This window comes from Mesorhizobium sp. M7A.F.Ca.ET.027.02.1.1 (assembly GCF_004022985.1).
Lineage (GTDB): Bacteria > Pseudomonadota > Alphaproteobacteria > Rhizobiales > Rhizobiaceae > Mesorhizobium.
Window position 1 is genome coordinate 1 of record NZ_RZOL01000095.1, and the last position, 17,282, is coordinate 17,282.

17 protein-coding genes are annotated in these 17,282 nt (G+C 60.8%); 16 read left to right on the forward strand and 1 reads right to left on the reverse strand.

What is annotated here, in order from left to right; all coding sequences use genetic code 11:
• The 13 genes from EN749_RS38210 to EN749_RS13330 all read left to right on the forward strand — a co-directional run.
• Nucleotides 1-432: hypothetical protein (locus tag EN749_RS38210; protein WP_210214718.1), on the forward strand; the 432-nt coding region annotated here is incomplete at its 5' end.
• Nucleotides 433-638: 206 nt separating this feature from the next.
• The gene (locus EN749_RS13275) at nt 639-2,663 is read left to right on the forward strand and encodes a conjugal transfer protein TraG (RefSeq protein ID WP_024502848.1); all 2,025 of its coding nucleotides are present in this window, start codon (nt 639-641) and stop codon (nt 2,661-2,663) included.
• 116 nt (nt 2,664-2,779) lie between these two features.
• Nucleotides 2,780-3,193, forward strand: a complete 414-nt coding sequence (locus EN749_RS13280; RefSeq protein WP_095488561.1) for a CopG family transcriptional regulator — start codon at nt 2,780-2,782, stop codon at nt 3,191-3,193.
• Nucleotides 3,190-4,158 carry a P-type conjugative transfer ATPase TrbB gene (trbB, locus tag EN749_RS13285; protein ID WP_024502850.1) on the forward strand — a complete coding sequence of 323 codons (969 nt, stop codon included), beginning with the start codon at nt 3,190-3,192 and terminating at the stop codon, nt 4,156-4,158. The genes EN749_RS13280 and trbB overlap by 4 nt, the downstream gene beginning before the upstream one ends.
• Before the next feature lie 12 nt (nt 4,159-4,170).
• Entirely contained in the window at nt 4,171-4,479 is a 309-nt protein-coding gene (locus EN749_RS13290; RefSeq protein ID WP_126057781.1) for a TrbC/VirB2 family protein, read from the forward strand.
• The gene (locus EN749_RS13295) at nt 4,479-4,751 is read left to right on the forward strand and encodes a VirB3 family type IV secretion system protein (RefSeq protein ID WP_024502852.1); all 273 of its coding nucleotides are present in this window, start codon (nt 4,479-4,481) and stop codon (nt 4,749-4,751) included. The genes EN749_RS13290 and EN749_RS13295 overlap by 1 nt, the downstream gene beginning before the upstream one ends.
• Nucleotides 4,745-7,195 carry a conjugal transfer protein TrbE gene (gene trbE / locus EN749_RS13300; RefSeq protein WP_126057782.1) on the forward strand — a complete coding sequence of 817 codons (2,451 nt, stop codon included), beginning with the start codon at nt 4,745-4,747 and terminating at the stop codon, nt 7,193-7,195. The genes EN749_RS13295 and trbE overlap by 7 nt, the downstream gene beginning before the upstream one ends.
• A complete protein-coding gene (gene trbJ / locus EN749_RS13305; RefSeq protein ID WP_024502854.1) occupies nt 7,192-7,917 on the forward strand; it encodes a P-type conjugative transfer protein TrbJ in 726 nt (241 codons plus the stop codon). Before trbE ends, trbJ begins: the two co-directional genes overlap by 4 nt.
• 33 nt (nt 7,918-7,950) lie before the next feature.
• Nucleotides 7,951-9,273, forward strand: a complete 1,323-nt coding sequence (gene trbL, locus EN749_RS13310; protein ID WP_126057783.1) for a P-type conjugative transfer protein TrbL — start codon at nt 7,951-7,953, stop codon at nt 9,271-9,273.
• The gene (gene trbF / locus EN749_RS13315; protein WP_126063930.1) at nt 9,274-10,005 is read left to right on the forward strand and encodes a conjugal transfer protein TrbF; all 732 of its coding nucleotides are present in this window, start codon (nt 9,274-9,276) and stop codon (nt 10,003-10,005) included.
• Nucleotide 10,006: 1 nt separating this feature from the next.
• Entirely contained in the window at nt 10,007-11,032 is a 1,026-nt protein-coding gene (gene trbG, locus EN749_RS13320; RefSeq protein ID WP_127232321.1) for a P-type conjugative transfer protein TrbG, read from the forward strand.
• A complete protein-coding gene (locus EN749_RS13325) occupies nt 11,029-12,243 on the forward strand; it encodes a TrbI/VirB10 family protein (protein ID WP_126057785.1) in 1,215 nt (404 codons plus the stop codon). Before trbG ends, EN749_RS13325 begins: the two co-directional genes overlap by 4 nt.
• Nucleotides 12,244-12,255: 12 nt before the next feature.
• Nucleotides 12,256-12,498, forward strand: a complete 243-nt coding sequence (locus tag EN749_RS13330) for a DUF2274 domain-containing protein (protein ID WP_126057786.1) — start codon at nt 12,256-12,258, stop codon at nt 12,496-12,498.
• 235 nt (nt 12,499-12,733) lie between these two features.
• Here the strand turns inward: EN749_RS13330 and hemN are convergent, their stop codons facing one another.
• Entirely contained in the window at nt 12,734-14,083 is a 1,350-nt protein-coding gene (gene hemN, locus EN749_RS13335) for an oxygen-independent coproporphyrinogen III oxidase (protein ID WP_126059321.1), read from the reverse strand.
• Nucleotides 14,084-14,235: 152 nt separating this feature from the next.
• Here hemN and EN749_RS13340 point away from each other — a divergent pair, with 152 nt between their 5' ends.
• From EN749_RS13340 to EN749_RS13350, 3 genes are all read left to right on the forward strand, one after another.
• The gene (locus EN749_RS13340) at nt 14,236-14,979 is read left to right on the forward strand and encodes a Crp/Fnr family transcriptional regulator (protein ID WP_126057787.1); all 744 of its coding nucleotides are present in this window, start codon (nt 14,236-14,238) and stop codon (nt 14,977-14,979) included.
• A gap of 496 nt (nt 14,980-15,475) precedes the next feature.
• Nucleotides 15,476-17,095 carry a cytochrome-c oxidase, cbb3-type subunit I gene (gene ccoN, locus EN749_RS13345; RefSeq protein ID WP_126057788.1) on the forward strand — a complete coding sequence of 540 codons (1,620 nt, stop codon included), beginning with the start codon at nt 15,476-15,478 and terminating at the stop codon, nt 17,093-17,095.
• Nucleotides 17,095-17,282, forward strand: a 188-nt coding sequence (locus EN749_RS13350) for a cbb3-type cytochrome c oxidase subunit II (RefSeq protein WP_189367497.1), incomplete at its 3' end; no start/stop codon positions are given. The genes ccoN and EN749_RS13350, both read left to right, overlap by 1 nt.

Here is a 17,282-nt window from a genome sequence, read left to right on the forward strand (position 1 = left end):
CTGTTGGAGGATGAACCCGCTTCCCCACCAATGATGGCGTTCGAGTCAGGGGAACTGCGGCAACTGTTGGAGGACGAGCCTGCCTCCCCACCAATGATGGCGTTCGAGCCAGGGGAACTGCGGCAGCTGTTGGAGGATGAACCCGCTTCCCCACCGATGATGGCGTTCGAGCCAGGGGAACTGCGGCAGCTGTTGGAGGATGAACCCGCTTCCCCACCGATGATGGCGTTCGAGCCAGGGGAACTGCGGCAACTGTTGGAAGACGAGCCTGCCTCCCCACCAATGATGGCGTTCGAGCCAGGGGAACTGCGGCAACTGTTGAATGATGAGCCTGCCTCCACTTGGGCACAAATCAATTCGACCCCACATGCGCGAGCGGACGGTGTTCATCAGCCAGCCCAGGCGCCCTGGCTCCCTGAACGCAGAAGATAACTTTGCGGAGGAGCGGTCACGCAACTGTCGGCGGCGCCGGGCCTCAGGGTGAATGGAGAGGATGGTGTCGCGTGAAGGCGCAACACGCGTGCTGACCGACCTGCATAGTAGGAAGTCGTTCATTGCTCCCAAATCGTATGTGAGGAACATTCCTGTCCCGGCTGCACCGCGCGATGCTAGGTCGCGTTGTTCAGCGGGCCAAGCCGATGACACCTACGAAGCTACTGATCGGGCAGATCGCCGTTGTGTGCGCAATTGTCATTATCGGCGTATGGACGGCAACCCAATGGTGCGCTCAAATGCTGACCTACCAGACGCCTCTCGGCGCACCATGGTTTCTCTTCGCCGGCTGGCCAATCTACAAGCCGTGGAAGCTGTTTGAATGGTGGTTCCACTTCGATGCTTATGCGCCGGAGGTCTTCGACAAAGCCGGTACGCTTGCAGGCGCCAGCGGATTCCTGGGCTGTGCCGCCGCAATCGCAGGCTCGCTTTTGCGCGCGCGACAGCGCGGGTCGGTTACGACCTATGGGTCTTCACGGTGGGCCACGACTCATGAGGTCGAGACGGCAGGGTTGTTACGGCCGGCGGGCGTTTTCCTCGGTAGGCTGAACGATCGCTATCTGCGCCATGACGGCCCGGAGCACGTCATGGCATTTGCGCCGACGCGTTCGGGCAAGGGCGTGGGGCTGGTTGTTCCAACGCTACTTTCCTGGACCGGGTCTGCCATCATTCATGATATAAAAGGCGAAAATTGGCAGTTGACCTCCGGCTGGCGGTCGAAATTCTCGTACTGCCTTCTGTTCAATCCGACCGACCCGAGATCGGCACGCTACAACCCGCTGCTGGAGGTGCGCAAAGGCCCAGATGAGATCCGGGACGTTCAAAACATCGCCGACATCCTCGTCGATCCCGAGGGCGCGCTGGAGCGACGGAATCACTGGGAGAAGACCAGCCATTCACTCCTAGTTGGCGCCATTTTGCACGTGCTCTACGCTGAAGAGGACAAGACGCTAGCCCGCGTCGCCACCTTCCTGTCGGACCCGCAACGCTCGTTTGCCGCAACGCTACGGCGGATGATGACGACAAACCATCTCGGGACGGGGCATAACCCTCAGGTCCATCCCGTAGTGGCCTCGGCGGCTCGCGAACTCCTGAACAAGTCGGAAAACGAGCGCTCAGGCGTCCTCTCGACCGCCATGTCCTTTCTTGGGCTTTATCGTGATCCAACGGTCGCGGCGGCCACTTCGTCCTGCGACTGGCGCATCGCTGACCTAGTGGATGGAGAGCGACCGCTGTCGCTCTATCTGGTCGTGCCGCCTTCGGATATCTCGCGCACCAAGCCTTTGGTGCGACTGATCTTGAACCAGATCGGCAGGCGGTTGACGGAGCGTCTGGAGGGGGACCCGAAGAAGAGCCGTAAGCATCAGCTGCTCATGATGCTGGACGAGTTTCCGGCGCTCGGTCGCCTCGACTTCTTCGAAACGGCGCTCGCCTTCATGGCAGGTTATGGCATTCGCTCCTATCTGATCGCACAATCTTTGAACCAGGTTTCAAAGGCCTATGGCGAGAACAATGCTATTCTCGACAATTGCCACGTGCGAATTGCCTTTTCCTCCAATGACGAACGCACGGCCAAGCGCATCTCGGATGCCCTCGGCACCGCAACCGAACTTAGGTCGATGCGCAACTATGCGGGCCATCGGCTTGCGCCCTGGCTTTCACATGTCATGGTGAGCCGCCAGGAAACCGCGCGCCCGCTCCTGACGCCAGGCGAGGTGATGCAATTGCCGCCGTCAGACGAATTGGTCCTGGTTTCTGGGTTGCCGCCGATCCGCGCCAAGAAGCTGCGCTATTATCAGGATCAGAATTTCACAGATCGGGTGCTGCCTGCGCCGGTGCTGCACGACGGACCCTATGCGGACTGCCCTGCATCACGCCCGGACGGCTGGACTGGACAAGTGTGCAGCGTCGATAGCCGACTTGCTGCGGACGAGGAAAGCGCCGACGCGCCAGTTGAAGACGAGGGAGGCGTTCAGCAGCAACGCCATCCAAGCCTGCCCGAAGAAGACGTTGTTGTCTCTCAAGAGCCCGATCAGGCCGATCTGTACAAGCCCGCAGACGATGACAGCGAAGCGCTCGCGGACAAGCGTGTCATGGATCGGATTTCCACTGCGGCCCGCGCCTACGGTATCAACGAGGGCAGGGGCGACGATGTCATTCCCGGCTTCTGAAGTCCGCTGAGTTGCAGAGCGCACCTCAGCGTAGATAACGGCCATAAGCAATTTTGAGCGTCTGGCCGATGCTTCTCCCGTCGCCGGCGCAACGCCGGGCCGTCGGAACGAGCCGCATGAAGCCGCACCGCATTCGCCATCAGTTTCTGCTTGAGCCGGAGCTCAGCGAGAAACTGGACAACCTCAGTCGCGATCCGTCAACGACCAAATCAGCGATCGTGGCGAAGGCGATCGAGGCGTTCATCGAGCGGCGTGGCGAGAGCGAGTTCGATCGGCGCTACGGCGTAAGGCTTGACCGGCTCTCCCGCGATCTTGCCCACGTCAGGCGCGATTCCGAGGTGATCCTGGAGAGCCTGGCGCTCTTCATCCGCTTTTCGATCACCCTTCACGCCCACACGCCGGTCCCGGATCGGGCAACGCAGGCTATTGCCCAAGAGCGTTTCGAGAAATTCGTTGAGAAGGTCGGCCGCCAGATCGCTTCCGGCAAAAAGTCGCTTAGCAAAGACAATGGTGGGGGAGGGGAAGGATGAGCTCTCATCCCGAGGCCGACCACCGGCGGCGTGTCATGCTGCGCACCGCCATGGGTCCGGCAATCACCGAAGCCCTGGCCGATCCGTCCGTCATCGAGGTGATGGTCAATCCCGACGGCGCGCTGCGACTCGACCGGTTAGGCGAAGGTCGGGTCGATACCGACGTTCACATGCACCCGTCCGAGGCAGAACGTATCATCCGCCTGGTTGCTTCGCACGTGCGCGCCGAGGCGCACGCCGACAACCCGATCGTCAGTGCCGAATTGCCGTCTGGCGAACGCTTCGAAGGCCTGCTGCCACCTGTGGTGTTGGCGCCATGTTTTGCCATCCGCAAGCCCGCCGCGAAAGTCTACACCCTGGCCGACTATGTTGCCGAACGCATCATGCTGCCGCTGCAGGCCGATGCGCTGAAAAAGGCCGTCCGCGAGCGGCGCAACATGCTGATCGCCGGCGGCACTTCCTCGGGGAAGACAACACTCGCCAACGCTCTGCTGGCTGAAGTCGCCGAATGCGACGATCGGGTGATCCTGATCGAGGACACACGCGAACTGCAGTGCGCGGCCAGGGACTGCGTTGCCCTGAGAACAAGGCGGGGCTCGGTCACCCTTGCCGATCTCGTGCGCTCGACGCTGAGGCTCAGGCCGGACCGCATCATCGTGGGCGAGGTGAGGGGCGCGGAAGCGCTCGACATGCTGAAGGCATGGAACACCGGGCACCCAGGCGGCATCGCTACCGTACACGCCAATTCCGCGCGCTCGGCTCTCTATCGCATTGAGCAACTCGCCCAGGAAGCGGTGGTCACCGTTCCCCGCCGGCTCATCGCTGAGGCGATAGATCTGATCGTCTTCATAGCGGGACGCGGCTCGTCGCGCCACATCGACGCAATCGCCGAGGTCACCGGTCTCGACGGCAGCGGCGATTACGCCGTTGCCCCGCTCACGCTTTCGCAACTCCAGCAGCTTTGAAAGGCCTTCCTCATGCGCAAGAAGCTTCGCTTTCTTTCGTCCACAGCGCTCGCGTTTCTTAACACGGCCCCGGTTTATGCCGCCGGCTCCGGCATGCCGTGGGAGCAGCCGCTGCAGCAGATCCTGGAGTCCGTGCAGGGACCGGTCGCCAAGATCGTTGCGGTGATCATCATTATCACCACCGGCCTGACGCTTGCCTTCGGCGACACCGCCGGTGGTTTTCGGCGCCTGATTCAGATCGTCTTCGGTCTGTCAATCGCCTTCGCGGCATCGAGCTTCTTCCTCTCCTTCTTCTCCTTCGGTGGTGGGGCGCTCGTCTGATGGCCGCCGGGGAGCAGCATATCGAGGGCTTCGCAGTACCGGTCCACCGGGCGCTGACCGAGCCGATCCTGCTCGGCGGGGCTCCGCGCGCGGTGGCGATCCTCAACGGTACAGTGGCCGCGGCCATTGGCTTCGGCTTGCAGCAATGGATTGCTGGTCTGGTGCTTTGGATCGCAGGCCACTCGTTAGCGGTGTTTGCCGCAAGACGCGATCCGGACTTCGCCAGCGTGCTTGTGCGCCACCTACGTCTGAAGGGGTGGCTTGCATGCTGAACCTTTCGGAATATCGAAGCAAAGCCGACCGGCTTGCCGACCATCTACCCTGGGCTGCCTTGGTGGCGCCCGGCATCGTGCTCAACAAGGACGGCAGCTTTCAGCGGACGTTGCGGTTCCGCGGCCCGGATCTCGAAAGTGCGACGGAGGCTGAACTCGTCGGCATTTGCGCCCGGGCGAACAATGCTCTCAGACGCCTTGGCTCTGGCTGGGCATTGTTCTTTGAGGCCGAGCGCACAGAAGCGCTGGGCTATCCGAACTCGCATTTTCCTGACGCCGCGTCGTGGCTGGTCGACGAAGAACGCCGCGCTGCTTTCGAGGGGAAGGTAGCGCACTACGAGAGCCGCTATCATCTGACCTTGGTGTTTATGCCACCGCCGGACGCCCAGGCGCGCGCAGAAAGCGCGCTCGTCGACTCTCATTATTCCCGAGGAGAAAGAGACTGGCGCCAGGATCTGGCGAGGTTCCGTGACGAGACCAACCGCGTGCTCGATCTCTTCTCGGGTTTCATGTCCGAAGTACGCGTCCTCGATGATGCTCAGACGTTGACCTACCTCCACGGCACGATTTCGCCTCGTCGCCATCCTATCATGGCCCCGGAAACGCCGATATATCTGGATGCAATCCTGGTCGATGCGCCGCTTACCGGTGGCCTGGAGCCGATGCTGGGTGAGCAGCATCTTCGCACACTGACCATCCTCGGCTTTCCGAACCTCACCCGGCCCGGAATCCTCGATACCCTCAATCATCAGGATTTCGCCTATCGCTGGATGACGCGCTTCATTCCGCTCGAGAAAACGGAAGCCACGAAGACGCTGACGCGATTGCGCCGGCAGTGGTTTGCCAAGCGCAAATCGATCGTGGCAATCCTACGCGAGGTCATTACCAACGAGCCGGTCCCGCTTGTCGATAACGATGCCGACAACAAGGCGCTCGATGCCGACGAAGCCCTTCAGGCATTGGGCGGTGATCATGTGAGTTTCGGCTATCTCACCACCACCGTGACGGTGTGGGGCGAGGATCGCCAAGCCGCTGCAGAGAAGCTTCGCGCGGTCGAGCGCATCATCAATGGGCTCGGCTTCACCACGATCCGAGAAGGCGTCAATGCGGTCGAGGCTTGGCTCGGCTCATTGCCTGGCCATGTCTACGCTAACGTTCGCCAACCGCTCGTTCATACATTGAACCTTGCCCATCTCATGCCGCTGTCGTCGGTTTGGGCCGGTCCTGCGACAAACGAGCATCTCGCGAAAGTCACCCAAACCGAAGCGCCACCGCTTTTCGTTGCCGAGACCAGTGGGTCGACACCGTTTCGGCTTTCCACCCACGTCGAAGATGTCGGCCACATGCTGGTTGTTGGTCCGACCGGCGCCGGCAAGTCGGTTCTGCTTGCTCTGATTGCTCTGCAGTTCAGGCGCTATGCCGGCGCCCAGGTTTATGTCTTCGACAAAGGCAATTCGGCCCGTGCTGCAACACTTGCCATGGGTGGAGAACACCACGCGCTAGGAGCGGACGGTTCCCTTGCCTTTCAGCCACTGCGCAGCATCAACGACCAGGCTAGCCGAAGCTGGGCGGCCGAATGGATCGCCAGCCTTGTTGCCCACGAGAACGTCACCGTCACGCCGGAGGTGAAGGAGGCTATTTGGTCAGCGCTGGCCAGCCTTGCCACCGCGCCGGCGCAGGAACGCACACTGACCGGTCTTTCGGTCCTGCTTCAATCCAATGCGCTGAAGACCGCATTGATGCCCTACACGCTCGACGGTCCCTTCGGCCGCCTGCTCGATGCCGATCATGATGGGCTGGCCTTGTCGGATGTGCAGTGTTTCGAGACCGAGGAGTTAATGCACAGCCAAGGCGCTTTGCTGCCGGTGCTTACCTATCTGTTCCAGCGACTTGAGGAACGGTTCGACGGACGGCCCACGCTGATCATGCTCGACGAGGCGTGGGTCTATCTCGACAATCCGCTGTTCGCCGCCCGCATCCGCGAATGGCTGAAGGTGCTGCGAAAGAAGAACGTGTCGGTTGTCTTCGCTACGCAGTCGCTGGCTGATATCGCGGGCTCTGGCATAGCGCCGGCAATCATCGAAAGCTGCCCGCAGCGCATTTTCCTTCCCAATGATCGTGCCGTGGAACCCCAGGCGCGCACAGCCTACGAGCGCTTCGGTTTAAGCGAGCGGCAGATCGAATTGATCGCCCGCGCCACGCCGAAGCGTCAGTATTATCTGCAATCGCGCCGCGGCAACCGTCTGTTCGAGCTCGAGCTTGGCCCCATCGCTCTTGCGCTTTGCGGTGCTTCCGATCCGGCCACGCAGACTCTGATCGACAGGATCATGTCCGAAGACGGGCAAGGCAGCTTTGCCTCGCAGTTCCTGATCGCGCGCGGCCTCGATTGGGCCGGCGAACTTCTCAAGCAATTCCCTCAACCAGACAAGGAGCAATTCTCATGATGCGGCGACGCCTTCTCTCCGGCCTGATCACCGTTTCCCTGATCGCCAAGCCTATGGCCGACTATGTGCAGCCCGCGTACGCCCTTATCGTGTTCGATCCGTCCAATTATGCGCAGAACGTGCTGACGGCCGCGCGCGCATTGGAGCAGATCAACAACCAAATCCAGTCGCTGCAGAATCAGGCGACCATGCTGCAGAACATGGCGCGCAATCTTCAGCGTCTGGATTTCTCTTCCGTTGGCCAACTCACCGGTTCGCTCCATCGCATCGACGGCTTGATGGACCAGGCGAGTGGCCTCAGCTTTGATCTGGGCAAGCTTCAAGACCAGTGGCGCAGCCAATATCCGGAAAGCTACGACGCCACGATCAAAGTCAGCGATGTGGCGAGTGCTGCGCGGGAGCGTTGGCAAACCGCCATGCAGGCGTTCCGCCAGACCATGGGTGTCCAGTCGCAAATCGTCGAGAACGTCCGCGCCGACGGCGATCTGCTCGCCGATCTCGTCAACCGCAGCCAAGGGGCGGCCGGTGCGCTTCAGGCAAGCCAGGCCACCAACCAGCTGATGGCGCTTTCGACAAAACAGCAGATGCAGATCCAGACGCTGCTCGCAACGCAGTTTCGAGCTGAGGCCGAGGATGCCGCCCGCAAGGCCCAGTCAGACGAAGCCGCCCGCGAGATGACGAAGCGGTTCTTGGGTACCGGCTCGGCTTATCCCGGCAATTAATCACGAGTTCATCACGACGAGAAAGGCAGCGGCATGAACGACCTTGGCGTCATCGATCGCTTCATGGAGACCTTCATCCGCTACATCGACAGCGGGTTCGGTCTGCTATCGGGCGACCTCGCCTTCCTCACTACCATTCTGATCGGCATTGACATCACACTTGCCGGCCTGGCGTGGGCGCTCGGCGACGAAACCAGCGTTCTCGGCCGGCTTGTCCGCAAGGTGCTCTATGTTGGCGTCTTCGCCTTCATTCTGAACAATTTCAAGAACCTCGCCGATATCGTTTATCGTTCTTTTGCCGGTCTCGGGATTAAGGCGTCGGCCGGCAATCTGTCGGCAGACAATCTCTTGCGCCCGGGCCGCATTGCCGCGACCGGTTTCGAAGGTGCTTGGCCAATGCTTGACCAAGCCAGTCAGCTCCTGGGCTTCCCGGAAATCTTCGGCAACGCACTGACCATCTTCGTGCTGCTGATGGCCTGGTTCCTGGTTATCATCGCCTTCTTCATCCTTTCCATCCAGCTTTTCATCACCATCCTAGAGTTCAAGCTCACCACGCTGGCAGGTTTTGTTTTGGTTCCATTCGCACTTTGGAACCGTTCAGCGTTCCTGGCCGAACGCGTGCTCGGCCATGTTATCTCGTCAGGCATCAAGGTGATGGTGCTCGCCGTCATTGTCGGTATCGGCTCCACGCTCTTCGGGGAGTTCGCTTCCGCATTGCAAGGCAAGGAGCCGGATCTTGCCGGTGCCATGTCCCAGGTACTGGGCGCACTGGCACTGCTTGGCCTTGGCATTTTTGGGCCGGGGATCGCGTCGGGTCTTGTCTCAGGCGCACCGCAGCTTGGGGCGGGCGCCGCCCTCGGCACGACCGCGGCGGCAGCGGGTGTATCACTCGTTGCTGGAGGCACAGCATTTGCTGGCGCGCGTATGGCAACCAGCGGCGGTCTCGCCGCCATCCGAGCCGGCACAACAATGGGATCGGCTGCTTCCACGTCATGGCAGATCGGGCGCGCAACCTCGCCCGACGCTGGCCTCTCCGGTGTGGCTGCTGGAATGCATGGTGTAACCAGTGCAGCTGGCGGCGCCGCTATACGCATAGCGCGATCCGCCACTGCAAGTGTTGGGCGCAACGCCGATGCCGGGCGCGATGCCGCGTGGACCGCGACCGGCGGCGCGCCGACAGCGTCAATGACCGAACGCTCTGCCGGTTCGGCCACTGTTTCGGCGCCGACGTGGGCAAGGCGCCTACGTTCTGAACAGACCGCCCGGGCAAATCGCCACGCTGCCATGCAAGCTGTCCGAGACGGAGACCGGCCGGGAGGCAGCGCCAACCCCTCTCTCAACGACAAGGATGACTAGATGCTCTTCAAGCGACCCGTGCACCGTTACGGCAAAACACCCGAACCGGTCACGCCGTATCAAAAAGCCGCCCAACTGTGGGACGAGCGCATCGGCTCATCTCGACTGCAGGCCAGGAACTGGCGGATCATGGCCCTTGGCTGCCTGGCCTTGGCGACCGGGCTTTCCGGCGGACTCGTATGGCAGTCGATGCAAAGCCGTGTCGTGCCTTATGTCGTCGAGGTCGATGGCTTCGGCGAGACGCGCGCCGTCGCGCCGGCGGTCCGGAATTATGAGCCCTCGGATGCTCAGATCGCCTGGCATCTCGGCCGCTTCATCCAGAATGTCCGTTCCGTTTCCACCGATCCGGTTTTGGTTCGGCAGAACTGGTTGGCAGCGTACGACTTTGCTAGCGATCGCGCAGCGCTCTTCCTCAACGAATACGCCAAGGCGAACGACCCCTTCGGTCAGATCGGAACGCGCAGTGTTTCGGTACAGGTCACCAGCGTGGTCAGAGCCTCCGAAAGTTCATTCCAGGTCAAATGGACCGAGCAGGTGTTTGAGCGCGGAAGCCTTGCCAGCACGATGCGCTGGACTGCGATCCTCACGATCGTGATCCGCTCGCCAAGCAATACGGATCAGCTGCGCAAGAATCCGCTCGGCGTCTTCATCAATGCCATTGACTGGTCACGCGAGCTCGACAGCGCCGTCCCAGCCCCCCTTTCTCCGACGGAGTCCACCAATGAAAGGTAAAATGTCACCGATTCGTGCCGTGCTGATCCTATCGGTGTCGGCAGCGGTCGTTTCCGCTTGTGCATCGAAGAAGGTGCCGCCGCCTGAGATTTCCTATGACGCTGCCGACTTCAAACCGGCCGCGATCGAAAAAGCGCCGGAGAGGCCGATTAGAATTGTCGAGGTGCCAAAACCACTGCCGCTGCCTGGCCAAATGCAGCCCGAGCCCGGCAAGGCCGAGGACAAGCGCCCTCCTGAAGAACGCGTCGCTGATGCCAACAAAGCCGCGACCCAGCAACCCACCAAGTACGGGTATGTTAATGCAGTGCAAGTCTACCCCTTCACCGATGGCGCGCTTTATCAACTCTATGCCGCGCCGGAGCGCGTGACCGACATCGCTCTGCAGCCGGGCGAGAAACTAACCGCCGTGTCGGCTGGCGACACCGTGCGCTGGGTCATTGGCGATACCGCAAGCGGCACCGGTGACAATCAGCGCACCCATGTTCTGGTAAAACCCTTCGCGCCGGGTCTTGCCACCAATGTCGTCATTACGACGGACCGGCGGACCTATCATTTGCAGCTTCAAAGCACCGAGAAGACCGCAATGGCGGCAATCTCCTGGACCTACAGCCAAGACCAGATCATCGCGCTTCGCCAGCGCAATGCTCAAGCCGAGGCAGTTACACCGGTCGCGTCGAACATCGCGCTCGAAAACCTTCGCTTTCGCTACTCAATCAGTGGCGACACACCGCCCTGGAGACCGACGCGAGCCTTCGACGACGGCAGCAAGGTCTATATTGAGTTCCCTCGTCGCATAGATCAGGGCGAGGCGCCACCACTCTTCATCGTCGGCGCAGATGGGAGCAGCGAGCTCGTCAACTATCGCGTGCGCGGCAACTATTACATCGTCGATCGGCTCTTCGCCGCGGCCGAACTTCGCCTCGGCACCAAGCGGCAGCAGGTGATCCGCATCAGCAGGATTGACGGCAGGCAACCGCAACGGCGGATCTCGCTCTTTCGCGGCAGCCGGCGAGGTGAGGGCTCATGATCGAAAATTCCCGCTCTGGCATCCCGCCGAAACTGGATCCCGAGGAACTGCAGCTTCGGGCCTCTCCCCGCCGCGTGGTGCGGTTCAGGCGCGGTGTGATCATCGCTATCGCAGCGCTCGGATCCGGCGCTGTCTTCGGCGTTACCATGATCGCCCTCCAGGGGCCGGCCCTTCGCATCAGGGATCAGGCGGAAGATCTCTACAACACTGAGCGCAAACCAACCGCCGAGGGACTCGATACGCTTCCCCATGACTATTCCGGCATGAAGCCAAAGCCTCCCGTCCTTGGGCTACCTTTGCCGGGCGACCTCGGCCGCCCCATCCTCGAGCGGCAGCGCCAGCTCGGCATCGTGCCGGGCCAAGACATCTCGGCCGAGGAGCAGCGTCTAGCGCAGCAGGCGATCGAAGCGCGTGAATCGCGGGTGCTTTTCCGCGTCGAAAATCGAGCTCAACAGACAGATGTCGGAGAGAGCGTGCAAACTGCTCAGCATCCATTTGAGGCGCTTCCCCAATCCGAAGCAGGACGCGCGTCAGCCTCGGTGGCGGCGGCGGAAGGCGACCAGAACAATCAGCAGCGAAAGCTTGATTTTCTCAGCCAGCGGAGCACTGGCGGGATCTACAATCCGCATGCGCTTCAGACGCCGATCTCGCCATATCAACTGATGGCTGGCAGCGTGATTGCCGCCAGCCTGATCACCGGCATCAATTCCGATTTGCCGGGCCTTGTCGTCGCGCAAGTCACCGAAAATGTGCACGACACGGTCACGGGCAACATATTGCTGATTCCGCAGGGCTCACGTCTTATCGGCGTCTACGACAGCGTCGTCGCGTTCGGGCAAAAGCGAGCGCTGCTGGTCTGGCAGCGCATTCTGCTGCCCGACGGCTCGTCGGCCGAAATCGACAATCTGCCCGCGAGCGACACCGCCGGCTACGCAGGGCTGGAAGACAAAGTCGATTTCCACACTTGGCAGATGATCAAGGGAGTGGCGCTTGCCACATTGCTCGGTGTCGGCACAGAATTCAGCCTCGGCGAAAACGAGAGCGATCTGGTCAAGGCGATCCGGGAATCAGCCCAGCAGAACGCCAGTCGAGCCGGCCAGCGCATCACCGAAAAAAACCTCAATATCCAGCCCACCATCGTCGTCCGCCCAGGTTGGCCACTGCGCGTCATCGTGCACAAGGACATCGTGCTGCGGCCATACGCCAGTTGAGCAGGAGTTATCATGGCTGACCTGAAACTTGGAAAACTTCCGGACCGAACAGCTTCGAAGATCACCATTACCGTCAGCGCGGAGCTGAGCCAAACACTCAAGGAGTATGCTGCACTTTACCGTCAGACCTATGGTCAGTCTGAAACCGTGGCAGAACTCATCCCTTTCATGCTGGCGGCGTTTCTGGAAGGCGACCGAGCCTTTGCCAGGGCCAGAAAAGAACGTCTGCCGACGGAGCTTGCCGGAAAATCGTGACTCCTCCGCTAGGGCAGCTGGAACATTGCCTAGCTGTCGCGACCTACCTGCTCCTCGCGAAGCATAGGATCAAACCCCTTGGAATGTAGGTATGCGCAAGAGAGGATGTGGAAGGAGATACCGCGCAACAGCCTAAGTTTGCATTTTCGATTTGATGCGGTAGTCGCCTATGAGCGGTCAAAACGAACGCAGCTGGTTCGCCGATCGACCAAACGGCGAGCGCACTGTGCTTTGCTCAGACCGCCACCGAGTGCCTCGCCGTTCCCCCTTTGAAATATGTATCGAACTTGGCCGCGATGGTTCGAATGAAGGGGCGACTTTCAGTCCGTACGAGGAAACTGTCACCATCGAATTCAAGCGCTCGGGCAGGATCGTGGAGTGCGATGGACCTCGAGCGATGAAGGAGCTGCTCGCCGGCTTTGCCGAACCGCTCCACCAGATCGACTGCCGAGAAGGCAAAATCACACATCAGCCGCTCGATGATCCAGCCACGGACGCGATCGTCGTCGGAAAGGGCAACGCCGCGGACGGCAGCCAACCCGCCATCCGCAACCATGCGCCCGTACCCGGCAGTCGAAGCCATGTTTTGCACGTAGCCTTGGCGAAAACGACCGATGGACGAAGGGCCAAGTCCGATCAGTGTCGGGCAGCGATCCTCAGTGTAGCCCTGAAAATTGCGATGCAAAACCCCTGCGCGGGCCGCTATGGCCAGCGCATCGTCGGGCTTCGCGAAATGATCGAGTCCTATTGCCTCATATCCCTTGGCGACAATTGCCCGCGCCGCGAGTTGAGATTGGGCGAAACGCTCAGTGGGACTCGGCAGCCATGCCTCGTCGATCATCGTCTGATGCTTCTTGAACCAGGGCACATGTGCGTAGCCGAACAGGGCCATCCGGTCTGGCTCCAAGGTCAGTGCCTGCGCCACCGTGGAACAGATCGTCTCGCGTGTCTGATTCGGGAGCCCGTAGAGCAGGTCCAGATTGACCGATTCGACGCCCCGCGAACGAACCCCGTCGACGACTGCCTTGGTCTGCAAAAAACTCTGCTCACGATTAATTGCTTTTTGCACTTGCGGATCGAAATCCTGCACGCCGAGGCTCGCCCGGGTTACGCCGATTTGAGCAAGTGCATCAAGGCGCGCCTTGTCCATGTCGTTGGTTTCGATTTCGATGCTGACCGTAGCATCCGGGAGAAAGTCGAAGCTGTCCCGCAAGGCCGCTCCAAGAGCAACCATATCATCGGGCCTCAGAATAGTTGGCGAACCGCCACCGAAGTGGATTGCACGGACATGTGCCTTGCCGCTCAGCAGACCGGCAATCGTGACGATTTCGGCATTCAGCGAGCGCAGATAAGCGGCCACCGGCTCATATTGGTGCGTCTGCTTGGTGTGGCAGGCGCAGAACCAGCAGAGCTTGTCGCAGTAAGGAATGTGCAGGTACAGCGAGATTTCGTCGCCGCTTTCCAGCGTCTCCAACCAGCCACGGTAAATGGCAGCATCGATCCCCGAATGGAAATGCGGCGCCGTCGGATAGCTGGTGTAGCGTGGGACGTTCTCGCTGAGTTTGACAGCTATTTCCGATTGCATCTCGCGTTCACCGTGTTGCCCGCCGGAACACTGCACGCATCGCTGAAGCAGACCCTGATCTCGATCAGCCGCGCTCATGGACAAACCGCCGCAGGATTTCTCTACCCTGGATGGGTATCCTGCCGGCAGTTAGGATCGGGTAAGGCGAACGCATGACCTTTCGGCAAGACATTCATAGTTCCGGCATTCCTGTTCTTTGCTTCCCTTGCGAGGCACGGCGTCGCGGTGTCTGCGGTGCGCTCGATCCAGACAATTTGGTTGGGCTCGCCAAGACTTGCTCGCGTCGCCGGATCGAGTCAGGAATGGAGTTGACCGGCGAGGCACAGAACGTCGACAGCTACTCCAACGTGCTTTCAGGCGTTGTAAAGCTATCAAAGAGCCTGTCGGATGGGCGCCAGCAGATCGTCGGTCTCCAGTTTGCACCGGATTTTCTGGGACGTCCTTTCAAGGTGGAAAGCTCGATCAATGCGGAAGCGGCAACAGCAGTCACGCTGTGTTCGTTTCCGCGAGCGGCCGTCGAACGGATGATGAAGGCGTCACGGGAATTCGAGCATCGCCTGCTCAAACAGACGCTGAATGAACTCGATGAGGCGCGCGAGTGGATGGTGACGCTGGGGCGCAAGACAGCTCCGGAAAAGGTAGCGACTTTTCTCCTCATGATGGCCCGGAATATCGATTCCAGTCTCGATGCGGCTTCCGGGTCGGCGTCCTTCGATCTGCCGCTGACGCGTGTCGAAATGTCTGATTTCCTTGGAATCACCAACGAGACCGTGAGCCGCCAACTGACGCGATTGCGGGCTGACGGGGTGATTCGGATTGAGAACGCACGCCATGTGACGGTGGACAGCATAAGCCGTCTGGAGAAGCGCTGTGGCGGCGGACGCGAGCGGCCCTAAGCGGCGAGGCCATGTCGCATGACTCCGGGGCGGGCCGTGTTTGCCTTTTAATGCGATGTTGCCGCGCCTTCGACGAAGCGGCGTCACGGTCGAGACAAACAGCTTTCGGGCTTTGATAGGAACGTGACCAATCGCCAGGTGTGTTTCGGCACATACCGGCGAAGCATGGTCCTTAATCTGCCACGGCTCGGCGGAACGATCGCGTTCGTTTCCAATGGGATCCGAACAACGTTTGGCAGGGCATCGGCAATAGCATCCAACGCGCGCAGGGCCTCAGCTTTCGCCTCAGCGATCGCGTCTGCGCCCGCCCAACCCAGGGAACGCCTTCCATGAGGGGGGTGAGCCCGCGCTGCGTTCCTCGTTCATTCGCCACCTGCTGATTGCGCCGCCGACACAAAATCTTGCGGCCTGACATAGATCAGGGCGAGGGGGCGGCGGCTGCGCGATTAGTGCGCTGCGGATTTGGCATCCACCAGATTCGAGATCGGGATCTGCAATGAAATTCGGCACAGAGATCGTCCTTCTAAGCGTGTTCGCTTTTGCGGCCCTGGTGGCCGCCGGCTTCGGCGTGGATGAACCTTTCCGCCGACACATGTGGGTGTTGTTCTTCGCAGTGGCTGGTTTCACTGCGATCCTGTTGCGCAACACGGAGTTCAAGCCAGCAGCTCCGATTGACCCATCCGCTTACATGGATGGTCCGATCCGCTACGGCGCGATCGCCACCGTGTTCTGGGGTGTCGTCGGCATGCTGGTCGGCGTGGTGATCGCGCTGCAGCTCGCCTACCCCGATCTCAACATCCAGCCCTGGTTCAATTTCGGTCGTTTGCGGCCGTTGCACACATCCGGTGTCGTCTTCGCCTTCGGCGGCAACGCGCTGCTTTGCACGTCTCTGTATGTCGTGCAGCGCACCTGCCGCGCCCGCCTCTTCGGCCGTGATCTGGCCTGGTTCGTCTTCTGGGGCTACCAGCTGTTCATCGTCATGGCCGCGACCGGCTACCTGCTCGGCATCACCGAGGGCCGCGAGTACGCCGAACCCGAATGGTATGTGGATGTCTGGCTGACCATCGTCTGGGTCGCCTACCTCATTCTGTTCCTTGGCACGATCCTGAAGCGCAAGGAACCGCATATCTACGTGGCCAACTGGTTCTACCTGTCGTTCATCGTCACCATCGCGATGCTGCATGTGGTCAACAACCTGTCCATACCAGTCTCGTTCCTGGGCTCCAAGAGCTACTCCGCCTTTTCAGGGGTCCAGGACGCCTTGACGCAATGGTGGTACGGCCACAACGCGGTCGGCTTCTTTCTCACCGCCGGCTTCCTCGGCATGATGTATTATTTCGTGCCCAAGCAGGCGAACCGGCCAGTCTATTCGTACCGGCTGTCGATCGTCCATTTCTGGGCGATCATCTTTCTCTACATCTGGGCCGGGCCGCATCACCTGCACTACACCGCCTTGCCCGATTGGGCGCAGACGCTCGGCATGGTGTTCTCGATCATGCTGTGGATGCCGTCCTGGGGCGGCATGATCAACGGCCTGATGACGCTGTCCGGCGCCTGGGACAAGCTGCGCACCGATCCGATCATACGCATGATGGTGATGGCCGTCGCCTTCTATGGCATGTCGACCTTCGAAGGCCCCATCATGGCGATCCGGGCGGTCAATTCGCTGTCGCATTATACCGACTGGACGATCGGCCACGTCCATTCGGGCGCGCTCGGCTGGGTTGGCATGATCTCGTTCGGCGCAATCTACTACATGGTGCCGAAGCTCTGGAACCGGCAACGGCTCTACTCGTTGCGGCTGGTCACCTGGCATTTCTGGCTGGCGACACTTGGTATCGTTGTCTACGCCGCGGTGATGTGGGTATCCGGCGTCATGCAGGGCCTGATGTGGCGCGAATACGACGAGCAGGGCTTCCTGGTCTACTCCTTCGCCGAGACCGTCGCCGCCATGCACCCCTACTATGTCATGCGCGCCATCGGTGGGGCCATGTACCTCTCCGGCGCGCTGATCATGGCCTGGAACATCACCAGGACCATCCTCGGCCACCAGCGCGAGGAGGAGCCGATGCCGAGCCCCGTCGCCATCCGACCTGCGCGATCAGGAGCCAGGTAATGGGCTTGATGGACAAACACGCAATCATCGAGAAGAACGCCACGCTTCTTCTCGTTGGCTCGCTGCTCGTGGTGACGGTCGGCGGCATCGTCGAGATCGCGCCTCTCTTCTATCTCGACAATACGATCGAGAAGGTGGAAGGCATGCGCCCCTATTCGCCGCTCGAACTTGTCGGGCGCAACATCTA

Bases quoted from the DNA above. Each gene is read 5' to 3' on its own strand.
- EN749_RS13280 (WP_095488561.1), top strand. From the start codon at position 2,780: ATGAAGCCGCACCGCATTCGCCATCAGTTTCTGCTTGAGCCGGAGCTC.
- trbF (WP_126063930.1), top strand. From the start codon at position 9,274: ATGCTCTTCAAGCGACCCGTGCACCGTTACGGCAAAACACCCGAACCG.
- trbE (WP_126057782.1), top strand. From the start codon at position 4,745: ATGCTGAACCTTTCGGAATATCGAAGCAAAGCCGACCGGCTTGCCGAC.
- EN749_RS13295 (WP_024502852.1), top strand. From the start codon at position 4,479: ATGGCCGCCGGGGAGCAGCATATCGAGGGCTTCGCAGTACCGGTCCAC.
- EN749_RS13340 (WP_126057787.1), top strand. From the start codon at position 14,236: ATGACCTTTCGGCAAGACATTCATAGTTCCGGCATTCCTGTTCTTTGC.
- trbB (WP_024502850.1), top strand. From the start codon at position 3,190: ATGAGCTCTCATCCCGAGGCCGACCACCGGCGGCGTGTCATGCTGCGC.
- EN749_RS13330 (WP_126057786.1), top strand. From the start codon at position 12,256: ATGGCTGACCTGAAACTTGGAAAACTTCCGGACCGAACAGCTTCGAAG.
- EN749_RS13325 (WP_126057785.1), top strand. From the start codon at position 11,029: ATGATCGAAAATTCCCGCTCTGGCATCCCGCCGAAACTGGATCCCGAG.
- EN749_RS13290 (WP_126057781.1), top strand. From the start codon at position 4,171: ATGCGCAAGAAGCTTCGCTTTCTTTCGTCCACAGCGCTCGCGTTTCTT.
- trbL (WP_126057783.1), top strand. From the start codon at position 7,951: ATGAACGACCTTGGCGTCATCGATCGCTTCATGGAGACCTTCATCCGC.
- trbG (WP_127232321.1), top strand. From the start codon at position 10,007: ATGTCACCGATTCGTGCCGTGCTGATCCTATCGGTGTCGGCAGCGGTC.
- trbJ (WP_024502854.1), top strand. From the start codon at position 7,192: ATGATGCGGCGACGCCTTCTCTCCGGCCTGATCACCGTTTCCCTGATC.
- ccoN (WP_126057788.1), top strand. From the start codon at position 15,476: ATGAAATTCGGCACAGAGATCGTCCTTCTAAGCGTGTTCGCTTTTGCG.
- EN749_RS13275 (WP_024502848.1), top strand. From the start codon at position 639: ATGACACCTACGAAGCTACTGATCGGGCAGATCGCCGTTGTGTGCGCA.
- hemN (WP_126059321.1), bottom strand. From the start codon at position 14,083: ATGCAATCGGAAATAGCTGTCAAACTCAGCGAGAACGTCCCACGCTAC.